The organism is Vibrio sp. QJM3NY_27, assembly GCF_057785955.1.
Genome location: NZ_CM173511.1, coordinates 59,582 through 84,351, shown reverse-complemented (window position 1 = coordinate 84,351; position 24,770 = coordinate 59,582). Strand labels below are relative to the sequence as shown.

Sequence of the window (24,770 nt, the reverse complement as noted above, 5' to 3'; positions counted from 1 at the left end):
GTCTTTATTCTTATTTTTAGCACGCCCTACGAGCCTGCTACCAAGTTCGACTAGAACTTGTAACCACGGTGCAGCGCAACAATGCCGCCCGTTAGGTTGAAGTATTTCGTATTTTCAAAACCCGCTTCTTGCATCATGCCTTCCAAGGTTTCTTGGTTCGGGTGCATGCGGATAGATTCTGCTAGGTAACGATAGCTGTCTGCGTCGTTGGCAATCAGCTCACCCATTTTTGGCAACAGGTGGAAAGAGTAGGCATCGTAAACCTTTGAAAGAGGCTCAAGTACTGGCTTAGAAAACTCAAGAACCAACAGACGACCGCCCGGCTTCAGCACACGGTACATTGAACGCAGCGCTTGGTCTTTGTCGGTAACATTACGCAGACAGAAGCTGATGGTAATGCAATCGAAGTAGTTATCTGGGAAAGGCAGCTCTTCAGCATTGGCTTGAACGTAATGTACGTTGCCAACAATACCGCTATCACGCAGTTTATCGCGGCCAACATTCAGCATTGAGTTGTTGATATCAGCAAGAACCACGTGGCCTTTTTCACCCACGATACGCGAGAATTTCGCAGTCAGGTCGCCAGTACCACCACCAAGATCTAGGATACGTTGACCTGGGCGAACGCCACTGCAATCAATCGTGAATCGCTTCCACAAGCGGTGAACACCACCCGACATTAAGTCATTCATGATGTCGTATTTAGCGGCTACAGAGTGAAATACCTCTGCTACTTTCGCGACTTTTTCGTCTTTTGCGACTGTTTCGAAACCAAAGTGTGTGGTTTCTGACTCTACTGCTGAATTTGTCTGCACGCTTGTGTCCATAATGCTGTTATCTACCATGGTAAGTTCTCATCGACAGCACACTCTCTATTTAGAGGCACTGCGGCCGATTAGTTTACTTTATCCTCAGTAGGTTGTCTTTCTACTAAAGAGACATTTTCTGAAAAAGCCTCATTTTGCGCCATTTCAGCTATCCCAATCGAGATCGACTTTTTCACTTCAACACCAAGGTGTTTGAAGCTTTCAGCCTGACGAATCACATTGCCACGCCCAGTCACTAGCTTATTCATTGCTCCTTGGTAGCTTTGGTTGGCTCTATCTAATGAACTGCCGAGACCTTCCATATCATCAACGAACAGGCGTAATTTGTCGTAAAGCTTGCTCGCGCGTTCAGCGATAACTTGCGCGTTCTGGTTCTGTCTGTCATTACGCCACAGGTTATCAATGGTGCGCAGTGCCACCAGCAGGGTCGTAGGACTGACCAAGATAATGTTTTGCTCCATCGCATCTTTGACCAAGCTAGGGTCGGCTTGAATCGCCACCTGAAACGCAGGCTCTACCGGAATAAACATCAACACATAATCCAAGCTCTGAATGCCTTTAAGCTGATGATAATCTTTCTGGCTTAACCCTTTTATGTGCGCTCGCAGCGACACCAAGTGATCACGCAATGCAGCATCACGTTGTTGATCAGTTTCAGCATTGAAGTAACGCTCAAACGCCACCAAAGCCATTTTTGAATCCACCACCACTTGCTTGTCTTGTGGCAAATGCACAATCACATCCGGCTGGTAACGCTTGCCCGCATCGTTTTGCAGGTTCACTTGAGTTTGATATTCATGGCCTTCGCGCAGCCCTGATTCTGCCAGAACCCGTGCCAGTACTACTTCGCCCCAGTTACCCTGCTGTTTGTTATCGCCCTTTAGTGCTTGAGTCAGATTCACCGCTTCACGAGTCATGCTCTCATTAAGACGTTGCAGGTTTTTAAGCTCATGAACTAAGGTATGACGCTCTTTGGCTTCTTGGCTAAAGCTGTCGTTCACTTGTTTCTTGAAGCCTTCTAGTTGCTCTTTCAGCGGCGACAACAAACCCTCTAAGCTTTGCTTGTTTTGTTGATCGACCTTAGCGGTTTTGCTCTCAAACAGTTGATTCGCTAACAGTTCAAACTGCTGCTTAAGTCGATATTCTGCTTGTTCTAGCAGTTGCAGCTTTTCACTATTGGCGAGGTTTTCTTGGTCATGTCTTGCCTCTTGCTCTCTAAGCTCAGCCTCTAACTCAGACTTATGCTCCTTAAGAACATTGATATCATCGGCATACTGTTGGCGCTCTTGCTTGACCGCCTCAAAGTAGCGCAGCTTTTCCATCGCGGCCATCACCTTGCCGTGCGCTTGCTTGAGCTCGAATGCCGCTTTGTCTCGGTCATCATCCAACTCATTGAGCTCTTGTTGTGCCTCTGCGAGCGAGGATTTGAGCTGGGATTGTTGAGACTCATGCAGCAAACGGTCGGACTCTAGCTGCTGTTCAAGAAGTCGCTGTTGAAAAGAGAACTTCTGTTTGATCCACCAACCCACCACACCGCCACTGACGAGCGCGCCAGAAATTGCAGCAATAAGCGGTGCTTGATGTTCGATAATCCATTGCATGATAATGATTTAGCCTAATTGGAAGTAACTCATTAAATGGTATTTTGATACTGGATAAATGTCCAGTTTGCCGTATTAAATTTCGACAGATAGACTAGGCGCTCCGTATTCTGTCCCATCAAATTAGAATGAGTTGCTATGAACGAACGTCGTGCCTTGGGCTTTGGCCTTTCCGCGGTATTACTGTGGTCAACAGTTGCTACTGCTTTTAAGCTGACCCTTGCTGAGTTTTCGCCGATTCAAATGCTGACCATTGCCAGCATAGTGTCATCAATGGCACTGATCGCCATCTGCGCCTTTCAAGGCAAGCTTTCTCAGCTGAGCACTACGTTTCTTTCAAACCCTTGGTATTACCTACTGCTCGGCCTGGTCAATCCACTGGCCTACTACCTGATTCTATTCAAAGCATACGACCTATTGCCAGCATCTCAAGCTCAGGCCATCAACTACAGTTGGGCAATTACGCTAACCTTGATGGCGGCGGTTTTTCTGGGGCAAAAGATTCGTAAGCAAGATTGGATTGCTTGTACCTTCAGTTATGCGGGTGTGGTGGTCATTGCCACCAAAGGCGATGTGCTAGGAATGCAGTTCGATAGTCCACTCGGTGTGGCTCTGGCATTACTTTCAACCTTGCTTTGGGCGGGATACTGGATTCTAAACACCAAAAACAAGGCTGACCCTGTGATTGGCGTATTGCTTGGTTTCTTAGTGGCATTGCCCTTCGCGATCGGTTTAACCCTTTACGAAGGCGAGAGCTTTAGCCAAATCACAGCAAAAGGTTGGATGGCTGTGACTTACGTAGGCCTGTTTGAGATGGGCATTACTTTTGTCTTATGGCTATCAGCACTGAAGCTGACCAACAACACAGCGCGTATCAGCAATCTGATTTTTGCCTCACCGTTTATTTCGCTAATGCTACTTTCAACCATCATTGGTGAAGAGATTCACCCAGCGACACTGTTTGGCTTGGTACTGATCATTGCCGGCTTGGTGATTCAACAGGTCAAGTTTTCAAAAAACAAACCTGCGTGAATGAGTAAATGAGTAAATGAGTAAATGAGTAAATGAGTAAATGAGCTAAAAGACTCGATTGAGCACGAAAAGCTATCGATAAATTCGAATCTAGAGCTAGATTACAGCTTATAGATACAAAAATGGCGAGTCATATGACTCGCCATTTTTATGTCATTTAAAATCTAATGGATAAGCTCAAAGCTTAAACCCACTGGCCTGATGCAAAGCCAGAGCTCCAGCACCATTGGAAGTTGTAGCCACCTAACCAACCTGTTACGTCCATGACTTCACCGATGAAGTAGAGGCCAGAGACCGTCTTACATTCCATGGTTTTTGAAGATAGGTGATTGGTGTCCACACCGCCTAGAGTCACTTCGGCCGTTCGGTAACCTTCCGTGCCGTTTGGCGCAATTTTCCAGTTCTCTAAATGCTCTACAATGTCATTCAGCTGTTTTTCATTGAACTGCTTGAGCGGCTTGTCTTCCAGCTCTTTACGATCAATCAACACTTCCACAAAACGCTTTGGTAATGCTTTCGCCAAGGTGTTTTTCAGGCTCTGATTTGGGTGTTTCTCACGAGAGTTTTCAAGTAGTTCAGCAACGTCCACTTCTGGTACTAGATTAATCGAAACCGATTGACCCGCTTTCCAGAAAGAAGAAATTTGCAATACCGAAGGGCCAGATAAGCCGCGGTGAGTAAACAGCAACGCTTCTTTGAATAAGGTACCGTCTTGCGCGGTGATCTCGGCAGGAATCGCGATTCCTGAAAGCTCAGCAAAGGCTTCTTTGTCTTCTTTATGCAGAGTAAATGGCACCAAACCTGCTGTAGTCGGCATCACAGACAAACCAAACTGCTCGGCAATCTTATAGCCAAGTGGCGTCGCGCCTAGTTTCGGCATCGATAAACCGCCCGTCGCCACGACAAGTGAGTCACACTCAACTTCGTCAGTATTAAGGTGCATCTTAAAGCCAGCGTCTGTTTTTTCGATGGAGTGAACATCACAACGGTAGCGCTGTTCAACTTTCGCCTGCTTACACTCTTCAAGCAACATGCTCACGATGTCTTTTGCAGTGTGGTCATTCACACAGAACAATTGGCCGTGGTCTCGCTCTTCGAACTCAATACCGTACTTGCTCACCATCGAGATAAAATCCCAGTTGGTGTATTGAGATAAAGCTGACTTCACGAAGTGAGGGTTGTTACATAGGAAGTTGTTGGCTGAAACATCATAGTTAGTGAAGTTACAACGGCCGCCACCTGAGATTAAAATTTTTCTGCCTGGTTTCTTTGCATGATCAACCACCAGCACTCGTCGGCCACGTTTACCCGCTTCCGCAGCACACATTAAGCCCGCGGCGCCCGCACCAACTACGATTACATCAAACTTTTCACTCATTGGGGTTCTGCTTTCTTCACTTTTGCACCTCGAGTACGCCCTGTTCTCGAAATGCCATCAATAAAAAAGGATGTGCATAAACAGCACATCCTTACTAATTGCTCGCTATTCTAGCGGCAATTTTAAACTTTGCAATTGATGTTCAATTGTACAATCTGCAGACAGCAGCAAAACCACTACTTGGCTTAGCAAACCAACAACCGAAGCTTTACACCAAAACCTGAATTCTACTTCACACGTACTAAATAACTTAGACGATGAAAGAAGACAGCAACGTTACACCCAGCAGAGCAGAAGAAAGTATAAACAACTGTCTTACGCGATCACACTTCGACATAAACACTTCGTCGTGATGATGGTGATACTCTTTGCTTTTGATGTAACTAAACAAGCGAACCTGTTTGGTCATATTGCCATGAGTTGTGAAGAATCCACCTCCGTCTACTTGTTGATAAAGTAGAGGATGTGCTTCTCGCATTATATAAATGAGTGTTCTTAGCGCAGTAAAATATCGCGCCCAGTTCACGCAAGTCACAACCATTAGTGCAAATAGAATAGTGTCGCCGCTGATCATCCTTTCCTCCCTACATCTTCATAAGAAAACTCAAAAGAAAAAGATAATCAGTGTCTTTCCCGTACTACCTAAACGGCAGGAGCTTCCATAATTGAAGATGAACCATCTTTTGCCAATTGCGCTAGGTCTTTATCAATAAAGAACAGTGCTTTACCGTCTTCACCAACAAGCTCTAGCTTATCCAATACACCTTTAAACAACTTCTCTTCTTCGTGTTGCTCTGCAACGTACCATTGCAGGAAGTTAAAGGTTGAGTAATCTTGTGTGCTGAAAGCAACGTGAGCCAGTTTGTTGATCTTTTGAGTAATCATTTGCTCATGTTCGTAAGTTTCACGGAACACGGCACCAAGGCTATCAAATTCATGTTTTGGCGCTTCAATCGCACCAAGAATTGGCATTGCACCTGTTTCACTTACGTAAGTGAAAAGACGCTGCATATGTTCCATTTCTTCTACCGCATGAACACGCAGAAACTCTGCTGCACCTTCAAATCCTTTGTCTTCACACCAAGCACTCATTTGTAAGTATAGATTGGATGAGAAAAATTCTAGGTTAATTTGATCATTCAGTTGCTCAACCATAGTTTTTGACAGCATTTAAGACTCCTAATTACATCCTCAATTTTCTCTACTATATCACTATTTAATGAATATCTCGCAGGCCATTAGTTAACCAATATTTCGAGCTGTCATTACGCAAGACAGTGGATATGAGATCACTTCAGCAAAAAAAGCCATCGCATAGTGCTAATCTTAAATCAGACAATGAATAAAGGAGGTAGCGATATGAGTTACAAACATATTTTGGTCGCGGTCGATTTATCAGAAGACAGCAAATTAATTGTGGATAAAGCGGTAGCATTGGCTAAGCCATTGGAAGCCAAAGTCTCTTTTATCCATATCGATATTAACTACGCAGAGCTGTATACCGGCCTGATTGATATCAACATGGCAGAAACCCAACATAACGCGATGGAAGCATCTCGAGTTCAGCTGCAAAATTTTGCTGAGCATGCTCAATACCCAATCACCCATACCTTAGTGGGCAGTGGCGATTTGAGTCATGAGCTGTGTGACACCATCAACGAGTTTAATGTTGATTTAGTGGTTTGTGGTCACCATCAAGACTTCTGGAGCAAGCTGCTTTCTTCAACACGACAACTGATCAACGCCTCTCCGGTTGATATGCTGGTCGTGCCTCTAAGAGATTCAGAAGACTAATGAATTAAGGTTAGGTAACATACAGCTCATATCTTATTAACGAAGTTTTACTATGAGCTATTTAGCTGGTGTTACCCTCCTATGGGCCTTCTCCTTTAGCCTGATCGGCGTTTACCTTGCTGGTCAGGTTGATGCTTGGTTCTCTGTACTGATGCGTGTTGCCCTTGCAGGTATCGTGTTTATTCCTTTCCTTAAGTTCCGTGGCGTCTCGCGTCAGCTGATCGCCAAATTGATGGCCATTGGTGGCATCCAGCTTGGCTTAATGTACTGCTTCTACTATCAGTCTTTCTTGCTGCTATCCGTTCCTGAAGTCCTTTTGTTTACCGTCTTTACCCCAATTTACGTCACGCTTATTTATGACTTTCTCAAAGGGCAATTCTCACCTTGGTATCTCGTGACCGCCGCTATTGCAGTGCTGGGCGCGGTGTTTATTAAATTCGCGGGCATCAACGAAAACTTTTTAATCGGCTTCCTTGTCGTGCAAGGGGCGAACCTGTGCTTTGCTATCGGTCAGGTCGGCTACAAGGTGGTAATGGAAAAAGAAGCGACTGAATTACCTCAGCGAACCGTATTTGGTTACTTCTACTTAGGGGCGTTATGCGTCGCTTCCGTTGCTTTCATGCTACTGGGCAATCCAGAGAAGCTGCCAACCACCTCTCTTCAATGGGGAATCCTGATCTACCTTGGCTTGATTGCTTCGGGGCTGGGTTACTTTATGTGGAACAAAGGCGCGTGCATGGTCAATGCTGGCGCACTGGCTGTGATGAACAATGTCTTAGTTCCAGCTGGCCTTGTGGTGAACATCCTGATTTGGAACAGAGATGTCGATTTGGTTCGATTGTCTATTGGTGGTGCCGTTATCTTGTTCTCTTTGTTCGTCAATGAGACGTGGGTGAAGAAGCGTGTTGCGAGAGATGCTAGCAATGCCTAGCGCGTTAAGCTAACAAGCTGTATTTAACTAATAAGCTTTGTTTGACTAGCAAGATTCTTATTTAAAATAATACCCAGAAAGCAAAAGAGCGACCGTAGGTCGCTCTTTTTAAATCATCTGTGTAGCAATATTAACTTCAGTGGATGTGATTGTGGCTCACCACCTGAGTCTTGCTTTCAGTGAAGGCAACGTCATCAAGTTGTAGGTTGATGCGTTCAAGATCACTTTCCAGTTTTTGGCTTTTCTTAAACAGCTTTTGCTGTTTCTTAATCATCTTCGCTAGCTTTTTGTTGTACTTCTCTTGTTTCTTCGCCGCTTTCTTCGCTTGTTTGAGTTCAGCTTTCTCATCGCCGCTCGCCTTCGCCATCAATTTTTTCAGCTTGGCTTTTTTCAACGCGACTTTATCCGCTTTTTCTACGATAGCAGGATCAAAGATTTGTACCGTTGGCTCAACGCTGTCCATTACCTCGATAAGAGAAACTTCTGGAGTTGGCAATGTTTCGGCAAGTAGACCACACGCGACTTTTTCTTCAACGGGTTTATTCTGACAATCAATCGGTGGGATGGCTGTTGGTTTGCACAGGTTCGCTTGATCCGCCGAAGAACGCGCACAAGAACGACACACAAACTTAGGTTGGGTAACCAAGCTGTGGATCTCGCCTAGGTGTTCAGTGATATCTCGACGGTTTAACTTACAAAAGCGTTTAGCCATGCTACAACTCCAGCTAAGAATAATAATGATTCTTAGTTAGATATACATCCGTAACGCGACTATCGCAAGTGTTAAATGGCAATTTATCGTATTTATGACGGGAAACTTTCTTAGCGTGTCTCTAAGTTATTGATGCTTCAATTAAGTCATTGATGCTTTCACATACACATCAAAACGGTTCTTTTTGGTTTCGATCGCCATGCTTGGTTTTTGCTCATCTAACCATGCTGCGTAATCCGGTCTTTTGACCACAACTCGCTTAGATGCGAGTTTAAGGGCTGGTTGCAATAAAGCATCAGCATCCATATCGGCACCCACCAATGATTGGAATACACGCATCTCTTTCTTAACCAACGCCGATTTCTTCTTGTTCTCAGGATGCGGGTACATTGGGTCTAGGTACACCACATCAGGCTGTTCGAAATTTGGATCGTTGCTGAGTTTATCTAACGCATCGTGACTTGAAGCATGAATCAACTTCATACGTTCAGTTACCCAACCACCGATGTCAGGGTCTTGCTGAGCTCGCTGCAAGCCATCATCGAGCAGTGCTGCCACAACAGGGTGACGCTCGACCATCTGTACTTTACAGCCCAACGACGCCAACACAAACGCATCACGTCCTAGACCAGCGGTACCATCGAGGATAGTTGGCGTTGCACCTTTGTTTAAACCTGCCGCTTTAGCAATCGCCTGACCTTTACCACCGCCAAACTTACGTCTGTGACCGACTGCGCCTCCCACTAAATCAACAAAAATAGCGCCAAGCTTAGGCTCATCGACTTTACGTAGCTCAAGTCGCTCGCAAGTCAGTACCAAAGCAAAATCGCTGTTTTCATCATGAGATAAATTCCAACGGGTCGCTAAGTCATTTAGATGATCGATTTGGGTAGCATCTTCGCAAATCAGTTGTAGTTGCAAGGTCGTCTCCAACAGACAGTAGTATTCAAAACAAAAGAGGCAACCAGTTTACCTGATTGCCTCAACAATACATATTAGCGGTGAAAAGTATTCCCGGCTAAAGTCGGCTTACCTAAACCAATGGCTCTGTCTCTCGTTCTTGTCTTAACTCTTCAACGAGCTCCGCGAGTGGCTTAGGTCGGCCTATGATGTAGCCCTGCGCGTAGTTCACACCCAGTTCGATCAGCTTATCGATGATCTGGGTATTTTCAACGAACTCAGCCACGGTGTGCTTGCCCATCTGCTTGGCGAGATCATTGATCGAGCGAACCATCACATGGTCCATCTCGTTGACATCAATATCACGCACAAACAAGCCATCGATCTTCACAATGTCGACCGGCAGTTTCTTCAGGTAGCCAAACGACGATAATCCAGAGCCAAAATCATCCAGTGCAATCATACAGCCAAGCTCTTTGATGCGAGTGAAGAACTTGATCGCCTGCTTCATGTTACTCATCGCAGCCGTTTCGGTGATCTCTAAACAGATTTTATGGCACGGTATCGACGAGTCTCTCAAGCTCTCAACCAAGAATTCGACAAATTCTCGATTACCCATCGAATGACCAGAAAGGTTGATTGAACACATCCCTAGTTCCTCAATAACCTCAGGGCGTTGCTCCAACCAACTCAAGGTTTGACTGACAACTTGGCGGTCAATCAAATGCGCTATGTTATAGCGCTCTGAGGCTGGCATGAAAATCCCCGGAGAGATGTATTCACCGTGGATATTCTTGATGCGAACCAAGATTTCAAAGTGCATTTTCTCGCTGTCTTTGTCTAAACCAAGAATGCGCTGAGCAAACAACTCTAAGCGATCGTTAGCCAAAGCCTCATGCACTAGATTCACGCATTCCATCTCTAGGTGACGACGACGCAGGTCTTCATCATCTTGATGGTAAAGGTTGTAACGGTTACGCCCTTCCTCTTTAGCAGCATGACAAGCAGCATCGGCCTGAGCATGTACCATCTGTGGTGAGGCCGCAGTATGGTCAATTAATCGGATACCAATAGAGCTGGTAAGATTAAGGCGAATATCACCCCACAAGAATGGGTTCTCGCTCATCGTCGAGATAATACTGCGACACACATTCACCGCATCTCGCTCAGTACAGTCTTTCATTAATACTGCAAATTCGTCACCACCCATTCGCGCTAACACGGCATTGTATGGCAGAACCTCTTCCAGAAGCTTGGCACTGAACATGATTGCGGCATCTCCCGCTTCATGCCCCGCCGTATCGTTCAAGACCTTAAGTTGGTCTAAATCCAAGAACAGCATAGCGTGAGTTCGCATGTGGCTCTCAACCTCTTTGAGCGCCTTTTGCAGCTCTTGCTCAAAGTGGTTACGGTTAAACGTATCCGTCAGCAAGTCATAACGAGCTTGATATTCTAGCTTTTCAGACAACTCACGAGTTTCGGTAATGTCTTCTCCAACAATCAACAACTGATCAGACTCAACCAGCGGGCGAATATTTTCACGAATCCAGATGGTGCTGCCATTAGCATGGCGATATTCAATATCACGACGCCATACGCCACGAATCTTATGTTGTGGTTGCAATAAGATATGACGCGGGATCATTGAGTTTTCATCGACATAGAACTCTCTAGGACGATGACCTAGTAGCTGGTCTAGCGGGTAACCTAGTAACTGCTCAGCAAACTGGTTCACTTGTTGAATACGGTTATTGCCATCGAGCGTTATCATCATTACTGGTTGTTTGTCGTAATACAGCTTTAGATTGGCTTCACGTTGGAACAGTTTGTTTTCCGCGAGTTTACGTGAGGTGACATCACGCGCTTCAAACAAGAATTGATTATCATCCCCTTCACTGCCCGGCATTGGCTTTAATGAAACATCCAACACCATCGCACCACGATCACGACACCACACTTCCGCTTCAAATCGTAAAACCTGATGTTCCTCTCGAGAGATGAAATACTCCTTCAACACCTGCCTAGCCGAGTCTTCCCAGTGTTGGTGATGTTGAAGAGATGTTCCCAATTTATAGCCTTGGTTATAAAGCAGCTCATGCAGTTTACTGTTACTCGACAGCAATACACCGCCCTTATCAATGATCCCCATGAACTGCAGGCTTTGGTCGAATATCGACTCCAATAACAGTTGGCTTTGTCGGCTGGTACGCTCACTTTTCTTAAGGCGATTGAGGTAATACACCAAGGTCGCGATGACACACGACATAATCAAAAACAGCAAACCTATGGTGCGAATTTCATCTCGATAGCGCACTAAAAATGACTTAGGTTTGTTGAGAAAAGTCACCGCCGCTTCATTCTCTGCGCCCAAATCCCAACGAGATATTTGTTGGTAATCGAGTTTGATTTCTGGCGCGCCAGCAACCACTTGGGGCAGCGGTTTATCCGGATTAGCGAGCACATTCAGTAGCACTCGCCCAGTGTCTCGTCCTTGCGTTTCTCCACTGTGGATCACGCCACCAATCGCACCAAACCCAAGTCCTAAATCATGCACAATATACAATGGCATCTGAGTTTTTTTGTTGAGCTGACGCCAGTCTTCTTTGCTGCTGACACGACCATTGATGTCGCGGTAGTAGGCCCAGAACAACAAGCTTTTGGTTAGATCAGCGCGTTGCGCGAACGTCAGCAGTTCTTGATAAGAATCAGGCGTATATTGCTCCACCAGCCCAGAAAAATCAGGACGATTTTGTAGGAACAAACCCACTTGGGCGCGAATAGCTTCACCCGTTACCGAATGGTCGGTGACCACATATACTTTTTTAACCGTCGATTGCAGTCGCTTAATCAACTCGATATTGCTCGCCATATCAATATCTTCAGTGATACCAGTCGCGTGCAAGCCTTCTATCATCTGTGGAGAGAAATTGTTGATGCCGCCAAAAATAACAGGCGTGCCATTGAGTTCGGGCGCTAAGCGTTTCATCAGATTGAGGGCGTTATTATCACTGACGACTACAGCGGCAAACTCTTCATGTGACAGCTTGATGCGGTATAGCTGATAGATTCGCTCTAAGTATTCAGCGTTTTGAGTTCGCTTGGTATCGAGATAAACAACCCGGTAAGACAACCCATCTCGATCGAGTTCTTCAGCCAGCCCTTTATGGAAATCATCCGTCCAAAAAAAACCTTGATGATAAGAGTGAATAACCAACACATCTTTTGCCTGAGCTGAAACAAAAACACTCCAACACATCACAATAAAAAATAACGAAAATCGCACTGAATTCACCCTAACCCTATAGTTACTGCTAATATTATCACCCTTGGCTATGATGTGTACTCAAGCCGGTATGTTTTTCATTCAATCTAAGGATTATGCATGTCCACAACTACAGCTCGTCTAGATGATCTAGACCGTGCCATTCTCAAAACTTTGATGGAAGATGCACGTACTCCTTATGCTGAAATGGCAAAGCAGTTCGATGTCAGCCCTGCGACGATTCACGTTCGCATCGAAAAGATGAGATCAGCAGACATTATTGAGCGAACAGAAGTTGTGGTAAACACCAAAAAGCTGGGTTACGACGTGTGCTGCTTTATTGGTATTAACCTTAACGCAGCCCGCGACTACCACTCGGCCATTGCGAAGCTAAATGCTTTAGATGAAGTGGTCGAGGCGTACTACACCACCGGTGCTTACAATATTTTTGTAAAGCTGATGTGTAAGTCGATCGAAGAGCTGCAGTTCGTACTGATTGATAAATTGCAGGCGATTGACGAGGTTCAGTCGACAGAGACATTGATTTCATTGCAAAACCCTATCAATCGCAATGTGAATCCCTAGCTCACATACGAACTAGATTCTTTGGGGTGTCCCAAAAAGAAAAGGCTGAACGCAATGTTCTAATGCCGATCGTTTAAGAAGACTTGAACGATCCTGCAGTTAGAAGATAATCCTCATCAACAATGTTGATGGGGATTTTTTATGCTTGAACAAGAATTAGCAATGGCACACGAGACCATTGAAGATGCCGATAATTATGAATCTGTCGTCGACGCTATTCAGATTGAGTGGATAGAACAAGCTCTTCTTGAAACAAATAAAGCGAGCATAAGACGACGCCGACTTCCCGCGCAGCAAGCTGTCTGGTTAGTTATTTGGATGGGGTTGCAACGCAACATGTCTATCAAAGAGGTATGCAGTTCATTAGACATTGCGCTTCAGCCTAAACCTGAAGATAGTTGGTCTCGTGTCGCACCTAGTGTCCTAACTGATTCACGTCGACGTCTAGATGAGAGCCCATTAGCAGCTCTATTTAACACAACGGTGAAGGCTTGGCACGGAGATATCCTTCAACAAGACAGAGACTTAGAACTTAATGTACTTGCTGTGGATGGAACAACATTTAGATGTCAAGATTCCACAGAGAACGCTGAAGAATTTGGGTTCATCTCTAAAAAATTGAAACCTTACCCTCAACTTCGTTTAGTCGCTTTGATGTCAACAGAAACACGAATGATTATGGGGGCGGCTTTTGATGGTTGTCATGTCGGTGAAACGACCTTAGCTAAGCGCCTATTCAATGATATCCCCGCACACTCATTGACCTTACTTGATCGTTGTTATTTCTCGGCAGACCTTTTGTTGTCGTGGCAAGAGAGTGCGGAAAATACTCACTGGTTAATGCCTGCAAAACGTAAACTACGCTATGAAGTGTTGGAGAAATATGCGGAAAACGACATGCTCATTTCAATGCCTATCTCTCCTCAAGCTCAACGGCAGAATCCGAATTTACCCGCACGTTGGGAAGCCAGATTAGTCCTATATCAAGAGCCAAAAGGTGAGATAAAAGGTTTTATTACTTCACTTACAGACCCTAGCAAATACTCGCTAGAAAGCCTGCTGCGTGTTTATTGGCAACGCTGGGAGATTGAAGAGGGTTATGGTGAAATTAAACAGACTCAACTGCAAAGTCACGTCACTTTACGAAGTCGTTTTTCTGCCGGTGTGAAGCAAGAGCTTTGGGGCGTATTACTTGCCTATAACTTAGTGCGATTAGAGATGGTTAAGATAGCTTCAGAAGCCGGGGTTCGAGCGACTAGGGTAAGCTTTACTGCTGCAATTAACCTTATAGATGCTCAGTTACGTTGGTTAGCTTTAAGTCCAGACGGAACCCTACCAGTCAAACTTAAAAGGATGAGAGAAAGTCTGAGTCACTTCATTCTTCCAGATAAAAGAAAGGACCGAACGTTTCCACGTTCAGTCCTCTTTGTTCCAGCCAAATATCCGTTTAGGTTCAAGCAGTAATGCTTATCCGAACGGCATTAGAACGCAATGTTCAGCCTTTAATCTATCTAGCTTATGTCGTCTCGAATCTAAGCTTGAATACCCGCGTGACGAAGCATCGCATCGATTTGAGGCTCACGACCACGGAAGCGTTTGAACAGCTCCATTGGCTCTTCACTGCCACCCATCTCAAGGATGTTGTTCAGGAAGCGGTTACCGGTTTCAGTGTTGAAGATACCCTCTTCTTCAAATGCCGAGAACGCATCTGCAGACAATACCTCTGCCCATAGGTAACTGTAGTAGCCTGCACTGTAGCCACCAGCAAAGATGTGGCCAAAGCTATGTGAGAAGCGGTTCCAATCAAGACTTGGCAGTACCGATACCTTAGACTTCACGTCAGCTAGTGTTTCTAGTACGCGAGCACCGACTTCTGGATCGTATTCTGTGTGCAGCGTGAAATCGAACAGGCCAAGCTCTAGCTGACGCAGGATAAACATCGCTGACTGGAAGTTCTTCGCTGCTAGCATCTTCTCTAGCATCTCTTTTGGTAAAGCTTCACCTGTTTCGAAGTGACCAGAGATAAACGACAGCGCTTCTTCTTCCCAACACCAGTTCTCTAAGAACTGACTTGGCAATTCAACCGCGTCCCAAGGCACACCATTGATACCAGAAACCGCACCCGCTTCAACTTGCGTCAGCATGTGGTGGATACCGTGACCGAATTCGTGGAATAACGTCACCACTTCATCGTGAGTAAATAGCGCAGGCTTATCACCGACTGGCTTATTGAAGTTACACGTTAGGTAAGCCACCGGCGTTTGTAGTTCGCCAGATTCAGTCATGCGACGACCACGGCAGTCATCCATCCATGCGCCGCCACGTTTGTGTTCACGTGCGTATAGGTCTAGGTAGAAGCTCCCGCGCAATGTTCCAGTCGCATCAAAGATGTCAAAGAAGCGAACCGACTCATGCCAAGTATCCACGCCTTCACGCTCTGTCACCGACATACCAAATACGCGGTTCAACACCTCAAACAAACCTGAAACCACATTTGATTCAGGGAAATATGGACGAAGCTCTTCATCAGAGATATCGAACAGGTCCTGTTTTTGCTTTTCGCTGTAATAAGCGATGTCCCACAGGTTTAGCTCAGACACGCCAAACTCTTTCTCTGCAAACCGACGTAGCTCTTCTACTTCACGCTCACCTTGTGGTTTGGCTTTTACTGCTAGGTCATTTAGGAAGCCAAGCACTTGGTCTGGCGTTTCTGCCATCTTGGTCGACAAAGATTTCTCGCTGTAAGTGCTAAAGCCAAGCATGCGTGCGATCTCGTGGCGCAGCTTAAGTTGCTCTGTGATGATCTCAGTGTTGTCCCACTTGCCAGCATTTGGACCGCGATCTGAAGCGCGAGTTACGTAAGCTTCGTACAGCTCTTTACGTAGTTCTTGGTTATCACAGTAGGTCATCACCGGTAGGTATGATGGGATATCTAGAGTCAGTAGGTAACCTTCCTGCTCTTTAGCTTCTGCCGCGGCTTGTGCTGCTGCCAATGCCGACTCGGGCATACCGGCCAGCTCAGCCACGTCTGTCACCTGCTTGCTCCAACCCATGGTTGCATCAAGCACGTTATTTGAGAATTGAGAACCCAGCTCAGACTGACGCTTGCTGATCTCGCCGTAGCGGTGCTGCTCGTCTGCAGGTAAGCCAATGCCTGACAATTCAAAGTCACGCAGTGCGTCAGTAATGGTTTTCTGTTGAGCTTGGTCTAATGCCGAGAATGCTTCACTCGCCTTGATCGCCTTGTAAGCTTCGAACAAACCTTTGTGTTGACCAACCCAAGTGCCGTACTCAGAAAGTACCGGCAGACAGCTCTCATAAGCGTCACGCAGCTCATCGCTGTTCATCACAGAATTCATATGGCTTACTGGTGACCAAATACGGCCTAAACGATCATCCACTTCTTCAATCGGAGCAACAAGGTTGTCCCAGCTTGGTGAAGTATTACCTTCAAGTACTTGTTCTATCTTGTTGCGACACTCTTCAATCACTTGCTCAACCGCTGGCTTAACATGCTCAGGTTTGATTTGTGAAAACGGAGGTAAGTCCGTGAAGGTTAATAGCGGATTAGACATATAAACATTCCTTTGGCTTTAGAGACTTTCGTCTTTTTTGTAATGAGGTCGTCTTACAGTCATCAGGCTAAGGGTCGCCCTAAAAAATCACCTGCGAATAGTTATTAAATAGTGCCCATGAAGGCAAATTTCAATAGCAGAACCAATAACTAACTGCATATTGCGAACGACTGTTCCTGAATTGATCGAGAATTTATGGTCCATTGAGGGTTATAATAGTCTGATTAACCCCACCTACACTAACCACACTCTAATTCGAGAGTGTTACGAGAGTTTAATTTGTTAAGTTATCGCCACAGCTTCCACGCAGGTAACCATGCCGACGTAGTAAAGCATATCGTACAGAGCCTTATTCTTAATTCTTTGAAACAAAAGGATAAGCCTTTTGTTTATCATGACACTCACTCTGGTGTAGGTCGTTACGACTTAACGCATGAATGGTCTGAAAAAACGGGCGAATACAAACAAGGTATTGCACGCGTTTGGGCACAAACAGAACTTCCTGAAGACATTCAAAGCTACCTTGAGTCTATCTCAGCACTCAACAATGGCGAAAAGCTGCGTTTCTACCCGGGCTCTCCACGTGTTGCACGTGCACACCTGCGCGACCAAGACCGCATGGTACTGACTGAGCTTCACCCTGCAGACCACCCGCTGCTTGAGCAAGAGTTCCACCGCGATCGTCAGGTGTCTATCTACAAAGAAGATGGCTTCCAACGCTTAAAAGGCAGCCTGCCACCAAAAGAGCGTCGTGGTTTAGTGCTTATCGACCCACCTTATGAGCTGGCAAAAGAGTACCGCGATGTTGTGACTGCGATTGCTCAAAGCCATAAGCGCTGGGCAACCGGTATCTACGCAATTTGGTACCCCGTGGTAAACCGTTGTGATATCGAAGACATGATCGAAGGGCTAGAAAGCTTAGGTATCAACAAAATTCTACAAATCGAACTTGGCGTATCACCAGACACCAACGAGCGTGGCATGACAGCATCAGGCATGATTGTTATCAACCCGCCTTGGAAGCTAGAAAGCCAAATGAACGAAATTCTTCCATTCTTGAAGGAAGCAATTGCGCCGGCGACCGGTCACTTCAAAGTAGAGTGGATCGTACCTGAGTAATCTCGAACTTAACGTCACAGTTTGCAGAATCTTCAACAGATTGTGACGTATACGAATAAATTTTAAACAGGGAGATTGAGTTCAACCGATCTGCCCTCAATATAATAATTAGATAATTTAAGAATCTATAGGACGTAGGTATCCAGTGCTCTCACTGTACCCACAACCCTCAATAAATGGAGAAAGTAATGGCGACTCATTTTGATTACATCTGTATCGGCGGCGGTTCAGGCGGCATCGCATCAGCTAACCGCGCAGCAATGCACGGTGCAAAAGTTGCACTTATCGAAGCTCAAGACCTTGGTGGTACTTGTGTAAACGTTGGTTGTGTTCCTAAAAAGGTTATGTGGCACGGTGCTCAAGTCGCTGAAGCGATCAACCTATACTCAAAAGACTACGGCTTCGACGTTGACGTAAAAGGCTTCAACTGGGGCAAACTGGTTGAAAACCGTCAAGCGTACATTGGTCGTATTCACCAGTCTTACGATCGCGTTCTTGGTAACAATAAAATAAACGTAATCAAAGGCTTTGCTAAGTTTGTGGATGAAAAAACCGTTGAAGTTAACGGTGAACACTACACTGCAGATCACATCCTGATCGCGGTAGGTGGTCGTCCAACCATTCCAAACATCCCTGGCGCAGAGCACGGCATCGACTCAAACGGTTTCTTCGACCTGATGGAGCAACCTAAACGTGTTGCTGTTATCGGCGCGGGCTACATCGCAGTAGAAATCGCTGGCGTACTAAGTGCGCTTGGCACAGAAACACACCTGTTCTGTCGTAAAGAGTCTCCACTACGTAGCTTCGACCCAATGATCATCGAGACGTTGGTTGAAGTAATGGAAGCGGAAGGCCCAACACTTCACACGCACTCTGTTCCTAAAGAAGTTGTGAAAGAAGCAGATGGCACGCTAACTCTTCACCTTGAGAACGGCAACACTCAAAACGTTGACCACCTAATTTGGGCTATCGGCCGCCACCCAGCAACTGACGCTATCAACCTAGCATCAACGGGCGTTGCAACAAACGACCGTGGCTACATCAAAGTAGACGAGTTCCAAGCAACAAACGTTCCTGGCATCTACTGTGTTGGCGACATCATGGAAGGCGGCATCGAGCTAACACCTGTTGCTGTTAAAGCAGGTCGTCAACTTTCTGAGCGCCTATTCAACGGCCAAACAAACGCGAAGATGGACTACACGCTCGTTCCTACTGTTGTATTCAGCCACCCACCTATCGGCACGATCGGTCTAACGACTCAAGAAGCTGAAGAGAAGTACGGCAAAGACAACATCAAGGTTTACACATCTGGCTTCACTGCAATGTACACAGCAGTAACCAAGCACCGTCAACCTTGTAAGATGAAGCTTGTCTGTGCTGGTGAAGAAGAGACAGTAGTCGGCCTGCACGGCATCGGCTTCACTGTTGATGAAATGCTTCAAGGCTTCGGCGTTGCAATGAAGATGGGCGCAACCAAAGCAGACTTCGACTCTGTTGTGGCTATCCACCCAACGGGCAGCGAAGAGTTCGTTACCATGTAGATCGTAGTCTGGAAAATCTACTCTTTAGATTTGTAAAGTCTGGAAAACATACTAGCCTCAATAGAGTTCAACACTCTGCGAGGCTAGTATGGTTACGGTTATCCACTCAAAAGATTTCAATGTTCCTCGCATATTTCCTACGTCAAAAATCTCAAAGTCTTTCTTACTAAAAGGCTTTCCAACTTTCTACTCAAACGAAAATGAGTATATTCTTCCCGTAAATCTCTGGTTAAATTATCTTCAAAATATCAGAAGCGCATCTGATATTTCTTGCTGCGTTAGAGCAATGAAAAGGTACTGGCAATTTCTTGAAGATACTGGATGTGCCTGGAATGCTTTTCCTCCTACAGATTACCTAAAGCCTACTTACAGGTTTAGAAACGATAACTTACTCAACGCAGCTAAAAAGGGAGAGATCGCATACTCAACTGCATCGCTCTATATGCTGCAAGTTATTAAGTTTTATGAATGGGCGGCTCACGAACGTTTTATAACTTTTACGGAAGATAATAAACCGTTTAACTACCAGTTAGTTCATATCGCAAACACAGGGATGATGAGCCACAACAACCCTAAATTTGTTGTTCGCTCCACAGATCTAAGAATTAGAAAACCAGCCAAAAACGAAAACCAAAGACTTAATCCTTTATCAAAAGAAGAACTTGCTCAATTTGCAACCTGCTTAACAAACTATTCTGAAGAATTCATTATTCATCAACTATTACAGATTCAATCAGGGTTAAGAGTCGAAGAGGCATGCACGTTCTCTATTGCTTCCGTAGAAAAACCAGCCCCCAACTCAAAGAGATTCGAAGTAGAAATCGGCCCCTCCAATGGGGTGCACACAAAATTCAAGAAAACCAGAAAGGTCGAAGTTCCATTTTCACTGATGCAAAGGATGTACTATTACAGCGTCTCAGAACGTCGATTCAATCGAGCAAAAAAGACCAACCAAGAGCACTCTACTCTTTTACTCAATAATCGTGGAATGCCTCTATGTAGCAATAATATTCAACAGTATTTTCGCCGTCTACGAGAAGAGATTAAGAACAGGTTTCAAACATCATTCGATCATAGAACACATGACTTGAGAGCAACTTATGGAACCTACCGGTTAGATGCTCTTTTAGAGCATCTAGCTGTTGGTGATGCGCTTGCGCTAGTAATGGCTTGGATGGGTCACAAGGATGACAAAACAACATGGAAATACCTTAAATACCTTCGCAAAGAGAAAGCTAATCAATCAGCGATGGTTCTCCTTGATCAGATTCTAGAGGAGTCACTTAAATGAGCTATTCTCCCCCTATTTTGACCATAAGAATGCGCACCGGTATTGATCAGTATTTTACATACGATTTCACTCGATTTTTTTATCATGGTGTAGCCTTTAAAAGGAGCTTTGAATCAGCAAGGCCAGCAAATCGTGATGATGATGTTTTACGTTGGTATCGATTTTTTAATGATACCAATGAATATTCAGATCTTACCAAGCAAAGCTACCTTCGAGACTTTGCTCTCTTTGTTCGTTATTGTGATTCAAAGAACCTTCGACCTGAGAGCCAGGAAGCTGTTGAGTCTTTAGAAAGGCATTTAATAGAACAAGTTAGAATTGAAAAAATGAATGTGAACTCCGCTAGAAAGCAGATTTCATGTGTAAAAAAATGTTTAGAAAGGCTAGGGAACCCCAGCTCAACTTGGTTCTCGCCTTATACCTTGTTTCGTTCTGAAATAAACCCAACTGAAAGTTATTCCGATCAAGAGTTAAGTGTTCTTATAAAAGTCATCTATCGTTTTTTTAACCAGCTATCAAAACAAATCTTAGATAACCCAGAAAAATTCCTTCAAGCTACAACCAATAAACGTATTGGAACCTTTATATACCAAGGGTTTACCCATAATATTACATCCCCCATAACAAAATGTTTTAGCGCAGCTTATTTCTTACTGGCGTATTACACATGGGGAAACACAACCGTGCTACTAAACATGACCAAACCAAAAGAAAAAATTTATGAAGGCGGAGCTTGGTTTGAGCAAAGTGTATTGAAACCTAGAGCAAATAAGTTTGTATCAGTTTCAATTGGTGACAATGGCACTTACCACGTCCCCAAGATAGCTCTACGTTTTTTTGAGCAACTTCTTAAACTTAGCACGTCAATATCAACCGATTCCCACTTGCTATATCAAGGTAAATCAGGAAAAGCAGCACCATTGCAACAAGGTCATATTCAAACATTCTCAAATTGGCTGCAGCAAACATTTTCTCTGATAACTGATGATAATAAACCACTAAGACCAACAGCATCGAGATTCCGAGCTAGTGGTAGTTATCGATATTTAGCGAAGACCGGTAACGCAGTAGAGACATCTCTTTTATTGGGAAACACTCCTCGCACATTTAATAAACACTATTCATCGGGCAATACTGTAGAAAATGAAAAACAGCTTCTGGCAGCGACATACACAATAGAAGGAGTAGCAAAGTGCTCTGATATTAATCAAGCAAAAGAACATGCAAAGAAAGAACTAGGTATTGAGGTTCTCCCGTATGAAGAGTTTTTAAACAAATACTCTGAGTCTAATGGTCAAAAAACCGTACTTGGCACTGGGTGTAAGAATGCGTTCTCTGCACATGTCGATAAATATCGGAGAAGAAATCACTTTAATCCAAAAGACTTTGTTGTTGATCACCTAGCGTGCTCGGACATTCACAACTGCTTCAACTGCGAAAACCAAGTGATAATAGAGAGTGTCGAAGACATTTGGTGCCTTTTAAGTTATCGAGAATCAATCAAGGACTCAAAGGTTTATCATTTAGACGAACAGCATTTTTCCAACAATTACTCCGACCTCCTCGCATCAATTAATCGCATAATCTTCACAATTCATCCTAGGGTCAAAAGGCTCGCAGAAAAAAAACTTGAAAACGAAGGCCGTCATCCTCTTTGGCCAGACGGCATCAATATCGACTTTTAGGAGAATACATCATGACACCTCTTTTTGAGCTACCAAAAAATATCCTGCAAGAAAACATTTCTGAGTACAAAAGAATAATTCAGCTTTATGTAGACAAAAAATACCGAGAGCTAGAAAGCGTTGTTGTCACCAAAAATTATGATGGCTCTGCAAAAAGTTACATGGGAGATGAGGAATGGAATTTTCAAGCTTATCTTGACGCAAGAGTCACCTATAAAAAAACTATCGTATTTTCCAAAATCGAAGATGACAGTTTAGCTAGAGAAATGAAGCTAATTTGTTTCTCATGGTTGTACGTCGCAGGTCACCATAGAAAAGGGGCTGTAATAAAGCCATCAACTCTCATTGCTCGTTATTCAAAGCTATGCATTGTATATAAGTTTCTAGATAGCGAAGGTTATACTTCTATAGGGAGCCTTACTTCTAATTTGGTTTTTAGCCAGTTTTGCATATTCGTTCGAAGCCAGAATTACAGTGTCGCTCAAGTAGAAGGCTTATTTAATGCAATTATGCATGCCGGAAAAATAGCAAGATATTTACCCATCAACCTAGTTCTTCCAGATGGGTACACACAAACTATTTTTTCTAAAGAGACCACTGGAAAAACTAGACAAGACAGTAAGAATCAGTTCTACGCAATTCCCACTCGCCTAATGGAAAAGATATATAGCCATTGCTTTGGGTTAGTCGAAAAGTACTATCCGCACAAAGAAGCATTACACGAGTTGCTACATGATATGAGACAAAACTACGAAGAAGGTAAGAGAAGGGTTGATGATAAAATTAAAGCCGGCACTTGGCACTGGATAGACGAAACCTCTCCAGACTATCGAGTAGAGGTCAATAAACATCAGCCTTTTAGTTATAGTAGTATTTTTCAAGCTCACCTAGAGCACTCTGAACTAGCTATGTTGTTACCAAGACACGCAGTAAAAGTTCAAGGGAAAGTAATAGAGTTACAAACGGCTTGCTACATTGTATGCGGTGCACTAACGGGGATGCGTCGCTCAGAGTTATTCTGCCTTCATTCAAACAGTTATAAAGAAAAAGAAGTATATGGGCGTACTTATACTGTTCTTCAATCTGAGCAGCATAAGTTTAGTCAAGGTTCAGGGAAGCGCGCCGAGTGGGTAACAACTCCTTTAGCACGAAAAGCAATCGAACTTGCAGAAGCCATTTCTAGATATATGAGAATTCAGTTATTAGAAGATGATGACCCCATGAGCAACTATGATTCAAGTTGTTTGTGGTTAGGGCAAGGTAGAAAATCTCAAAAACCAATTATTCGTCAAGACGGAAGTATGCGTACACATTTCAACAGGTTATGTAAGGATGCTGGCGCAATTATTACAGCTCAAGACTTGATAGAATTTGAAGTTATAAATCCAAATAGAGAACCGAATCATGCTGACGAAAGGATTGCTGAAGGTTGTGTATGGCCATTAACGACCCATCAACTTCGTCGCACTTTTGCTGTATTTTCAAAACGCCACAATCTTTGCAGCGATATCGCAATTAAACAGCAGTTTAAACATTTAGACTTACCTACAACAGAATGGTATGGCGAAGGCGGGCTCGCAAGTAAAATTAAAGCCCTACAAATAGACACAGAATTACAGTCTTTCTTGAACGATGTTATTCAAGAATCTACAACACAAAAAATCCATGAATGGTACGAAGGAAAGGAGTCGAACAACCTTATGGGGCATATGGCAGGGTCTATCAATAAGAATCGGCTGACCCTTCCCCAAAAGTATAAATCTTGGGATGCGATAAATGAGCACGTTAAAGCTGGTCGTCTAAATCTCGTTGGTACACTACACTCATATTGCATGGCAGGATATGAGTGCCAGATGCATAAGATAAGTTCACCTGCAAACTGCATGAGTTGTGAAAACCAACTCATCGGCCAAGAGCAAGTTGAAAGTTGGCAAAAGCGTCATGCCTGGGTCTCTCAACAAGTTAAAGATATGGATGCTATCGGCACATTAACAAGTTCGATGTATTCTCATTTCATAACGCAGATTAGAGCGGCAGAAAAAGTACTGCACCGATTTAAAATTCCATTCGAAAAATTCGACATAGGAAGCGACCAGTATGATCAAGTCCCAAATTACGAGGGTTGAGCTTGAAAATGCGCTAAAGCGTATTCTAAGTGGGCAAACCGAACGTATAGATCCAAATAGAAAGATTTCAGTCAAAGCCGTAGAAGAAGAAGCAGGGTTAGGTGATGGGTCCGCATATTACTACAAAGACATAGTCTCAACGATAAAAGAGACAGCGATTAAGAGCTCACCAAAAACGAGAAAGCAAAACCTCTACGAAGAAAAAATCGCAAACCTGAGAGAGCGTTTAGCGAATGAAAAGCGCTTGAAAGAAAAATATTACAAGCAAGCTGAAGACTATAAACAACAATTAAGTGAAATGGCCAGTCAGCATAACCAACTGGCCTTAATGATTCAGCAGTATCAATACAAAATTTCCGAACTCGATTCGGAAGTCTCAGCGATTCCCTCTCCTGAAAAGTGTAAATAATA

At 44.3% G+C, this 24,770-nt stretch carries 20 protein-coding genes; 11 read left to right on the top strand and 9 right to left on the bottom strand.

Going from position 1 to position 24,770, the window contains the following annotated elements; translation table 11 throughout:
• Positions 1 to 50: 50 nt before the first annotated feature.
• Both ubiE and rmuC read right to left on the bottom strand, forming a co-directional pair.
• Entirely contained in the window at positions 51 to 830 is a 780-nt protein-coding gene (ubiE, locus tag AC3CIA_RS00375; protein ID WP_026012235.1) for a bifunctional demethylmenaquinone methyltransferase/2-methoxy-6-polyprenyl-1,4-benzoquinol methylase UbiE, read from the bottom strand.
• Positions 831 to 895: 65 nt separating this feature from the next.
• The gene (gene rmuC, locus AC3CIA_RS00370; RefSeq protein ID WP_488518324.1) at positions 896 to 2,428 is read right to left on the bottom strand and encodes a DNA recombination protein RmuC; all 1,533 of its coding nucleotides are present in this window, start codon (positions 2,426 to 2,428) and stop codon (positions 896 to 898) included.
• A 138-nt stretch (positions 2,429 to 2,566) separates the two neighbouring features.
• Between rmuC and AC3CIA_RS00365 the strand changes: the two genes are divergently transcribed.
• Positions 2,567 to 3,460, top strand: a complete 894-nt coding sequence (locus tag AC3CIA_RS00365; protein ID WP_004735560.1) for a DMT family transporter — start codon at positions 2,567 to 2,569, stop codon at positions 3,458 to 3,460.
• A gap of 184 nt (positions 3,461 to 3,644) precedes the next feature.
• Here AC3CIA_RS00365 and AC3CIA_RS00360 read toward each other — a convergent pair whose 3' ends face one another.
• The 3 genes from AC3CIA_RS00360 to ftnA form a co-directional block, all read right to left on the bottom strand.
• On the bottom strand, positions 3,645 to 4,838 hold the full coding sequence (locus AC3CIA_RS00360) for a BaiN/RdsA family NAD(P)/FAD-dependent oxidoreductase (protein WP_488518323.1): 1,194 nt from the start codon (positions 4,836 to 4,838) through the stop codon (positions 3,645 to 3,647).
• A 250-nt stretch (positions 4,839 to 5,088) separates the two neighbouring features.
• Positions 5,089 to 5,412: a universal stress protein UspB gene (gene uspB / locus AC3CIA_RS00355; RefSeq protein WP_004735557.1), complete on the bottom strand. Its 324-nt coding sequence runs from the start codon at positions 5,410 to 5,412 to the stop codon at positions 5,089 to 5,091.
• A gap of 68 nt (positions 5,413 to 5,480) precedes the next feature.
• Positions 5,481 to 6,008, bottom strand: a complete 528-nt coding sequence (ftnA, locus tag AC3CIA_RS00350; RefSeq protein WP_004735556.1) for a non-heme ferritin — start codon at positions 6,006 to 6,008, stop codon at positions 5,481 to 5,483.
• Positions 6,009 to 6,197: 189 nt separating this feature from the next.
• Here ftnA and uspA point away from each other — a divergent pair, with 189 nt between their 5' ends.
• Positions 6,198 to 6,632 carry a universal stress protein UspA gene (gene uspA / locus AC3CIA_RS00345; protein WP_004735555.1) on the top strand — a complete coding sequence of 145 codons (435 nt, stop codon included), beginning with the start codon at positions 6,198 to 6,200 and terminating at the stop codon, positions 6,630 to 6,632.
• A gap of 52 nt (positions 6,633 to 6,684) precedes the next feature.
• Positions 6,685 to 7,563: a carboxylate/amino acid/amine transporter gene (locus tag AC3CIA_RS00340; RefSeq protein ID WP_488518322.1), complete on the top strand. Its 879-nt coding sequence runs from the start codon at positions 6,685 to 6,687 to the stop codon at positions 7,561 to 7,563.
• A gap of 136 nt (positions 7,564 to 7,699) precedes the next feature.
• Here the strand turns inward: AC3CIA_RS00340 and AC3CIA_RS00335 are convergent, their stop codons facing one another.
• From AC3CIA_RS00335 to AC3CIA_RS00325, 3 genes are all read right to left on the bottom strand, one after another.
• A complete protein-coding gene (locus tag AC3CIA_RS00335) occupies positions 7,700 to 8,275 on the bottom strand; it encodes a hypothetical protein (RefSeq protein ID WP_488518321.1) in 576 nt (191 codons plus the stop codon).
• 141 nt (positions 8,276 to 8,416) lie between these two features.
• Positions 8,417 to 9,196 (bottom strand): class I SAM-dependent methyltransferase, encoded by a 780-nt coding sequence (locus tag AC3CIA_RS00330; protein WP_017081709.1) that lies wholly within the window; start codon positions 9,194 to 9,196, stop codon positions 8,417 to 8,419.
• A 112-nt stretch (positions 9,197 to 9,308) separates the two neighbouring features.
• Entirely contained in the window at positions 9,309 to 12,431 is a 3,123-nt protein-coding gene (locus tag AC3CIA_RS00325; protein ID WP_488518864.1) for an EAL domain-containing protein, read from the bottom strand.
• Between the two features lie 126 nt (positions 12,432 to 12,557).
• Here AC3CIA_RS00325 and asnC point away from each other — a divergent pair, with 126 nt between their 5' ends.
• Positions 12,558 to 13,022: a transcriptional regulator AsnC gene (asnC, locus tag AC3CIA_RS00320; protein WP_004735550.1), complete on the top strand. Its 465-nt coding sequence runs from the start codon at positions 12,558 to 12,560 to the stop codon at positions 13,020 to 13,022.
• A gap of 141 nt (positions 13,023 to 13,163) precedes the next feature.
• Positions 13,164 to 14,486 (top strand): IS4 family transposase, encoded by a 1,323-nt coding sequence (locus AC3CIA_RS00315; RefSeq protein WP_488518169.1) that lies wholly within the window; start codon positions 13,164 to 13,166, stop codon positions 14,484 to 14,486.
• Positions 14,487 to 14,554: 68 nt separating this feature from the next.
• Here AC3CIA_RS00315 and prlC read toward each other — a convergent pair whose 3' ends face one another.
• Positions 14,555 to 16,597 carry an oligopeptidase A gene (gene prlC, locus AC3CIA_RS00310; RefSeq protein WP_488518320.1) on the bottom strand — a complete coding sequence of 681 codons (2,043 nt, stop codon included), beginning with the start codon at positions 16,595 to 16,597 and terminating at the stop codon, positions 14,555 to 14,557.
• A 279-nt stretch (positions 16,598 to 16,876) separates the two neighbouring features.
• Here prlC and AC3CIA_RS00305 point away from each other — a divergent pair, with 279 nt between their 5' ends.
• From AC3CIA_RS00305 to AC3CIA_RS00280, 6 genes are all read left to right on the top strand, one after another.
• Positions 16,877 to 17,716 (top strand): 23S rRNA (adenine(2030)-N(6))-methyltransferase RlmJ, encoded by an 840-nt coding sequence (locus AC3CIA_RS00305; RefSeq protein ID WP_102465825.1) that lies wholly within the window; start codon positions 16,877 to 16,879, stop codon positions 17,714 to 17,716.
• A gap of 188 nt (positions 17,717 to 17,904) precedes the next feature.
• On the top strand, positions 17,905 to 19,257 hold the full coding sequence (gene gorA, locus AC3CIA_RS00300; RefSeq protein WP_488518319.1) for a glutathione-disulfide reductase: 1,353 nt from the start codon (positions 17,905 to 17,907) through the stop codon (positions 19,255 to 19,257).
• A gap of 88 nt (positions 19,258 to 19,345) precedes the next feature.
• On the top strand, positions 19,346 to 20,548 hold the full coding sequence (locus AC3CIA_RS00295) for a tyrosine-type recombinase/integrase (protein ID WP_488518318.1): 1,203 nt from the start codon (positions 19,346 to 19,348) through the stop codon (positions 20,546 to 20,548).
• Positions 20,545 to 22,233 carry a hypothetical protein gene (locus AC3CIA_RS00290; protein ID WP_488518317.1) on the top strand — a complete coding sequence of 563 codons (1,689 nt, stop codon included), beginning with the start codon at positions 20,545 to 20,547 and terminating at the stop codon, positions 22,231 to 22,233. The genes AC3CIA_RS00295 and AC3CIA_RS00290 overlap by 4 nt, the downstream gene beginning before the upstream one ends.
• Positions 22,234 to 22,244: 11 nt before the next feature.
• Entirely contained in the window at positions 22,245 to 24,359 is a 2,115-nt protein-coding gene (locus tag AC3CIA_RS00285; RefSeq protein WP_488518316.1) for an integrase, read from the top strand.
• The gene (locus AC3CIA_RS00280; protein WP_488518315.1) at positions 24,331 to 24,768 is read left to right on the top strand and encodes a hypothetical protein; all 438 of its coding nucleotides are present in this window, start codon (positions 24,331 to 24,333) and stop codon (positions 24,766 to 24,768) included. The genes AC3CIA_RS00285 and AC3CIA_RS00280 overlap by 29 nt, the downstream gene beginning before the upstream one ends.
• Positions 24,769 to 24,770: the final 2 nt, after the last annotated feature.